Annotated in this window: 1 protein-coding gene; it reads left to right on the top strand. The window is 63.9% G+C overall.

The annotated features are described in order from the left end of the window. Nucleotides 1-104: 104 nt before the first annotated feature. Nucleotides 105-1,102: IS30 family transposase (locus GOSPT_RS11465; RefSeq protein ID WP_444542530.1), on the top strand; the 998-nt coding region annotated here is incomplete at its 3' end.

The raw sequence follows: 1,102 nt of genomic DNA on the forward strand, positions 1-1,102 counted from the left end.
CGTTCGAGTGTGATGTGGCGTTCTCCGTTGCGCGTCGGATACTTGTCGATGCTGGCCTGGTAGACGCGGACAAGATCACAGTGTCTGGCAAGCCTGCGGCGAGGATGCGGTTCTTTGCGTTGATCGAGCAAGGCTGGTCCTCAGCGAGCGCGGCGCGCGAGGTGGGAGTCAATGTGCGCACCGCCCGGGATTGGCGTCAGGGAATTCGGAAGGTCGGCAACACCCGGGTCCGCCCGGACGGCACCGTTGTGGACTACCGGCTCGGAACCGTCTACAAACAGCCCGTGGCTACTATGACCTGCCCGGATGCGGCTATCTCGGTGATCAGCGATCGGTATCTGTCGCTGGAGGATCGGATTGCGATCGCTGACGGGCTGGTGGTCAAGGATTCGATGAGGACCATCGCCACGCGGATCGGAAAGAACGTCTCGACCATCTCCCGCGAGGTGCGTGCGCATAGTGTCGCCGGCCGGTACCTGCCGCATCAGGCCGATCGAATCGCGGCGGCGCTCCGGGCGCGGCCCAAGCAGTCCAAACTGGTGGTGAACGCGGTCCTACGGGCAGCGGTCGAGGACGGCTTGTCGAGGAAGCTCTCGCCGGAGCAGATCTCTCACCGCCTGCGCCGGGATCATCCCGACGACGAAAGCATGCGGGTGAGCCACGAAACGATCTATCAAGCCTTGTACTTCCAAGCCCGCGGAGGGTTGAAACGTGAAGTCCAACAAGCACTTCGGACCGGTAGGACGCGCCGGAGGTCGCAGCGCCGAGAGGGTGAGCGATATCAGCGATTCATCGACCCGATGGTGATGATCAGCGACCGGCCGGCAGAGGTGGACGACCGTGCGGTCCCCGGGCACTGGGAGGGGGATCTGATCACCGGGGAGCAGAACAAGACGGCGATCGGCACTCTCGTCGAGCGTTCCACCCGTTACACGATGCTGCTGCACCTGCCGGATGGGCACGACGCCGAACAAGTCCGTGACGCGATCATCACCGCGATCAAGGACCTACCCGCGCACCTACGCGGGTCGCTCACCTGGGACCAGGGCGCCGAGCTTGCCCGACACAAGCAGATCAGCATCGCCACCGACATGCAGGTGTA

Origin of the sequence: Gordonia sputi NBRC 100414 (assembly GCF_000248055.1) — a bacterium.
Lineage (GTDB): Bacteria > Actinomycetota > Actinomycetes > Mycobacteriales > Mycobacteriaceae > Gordonia > Gordonia sputi.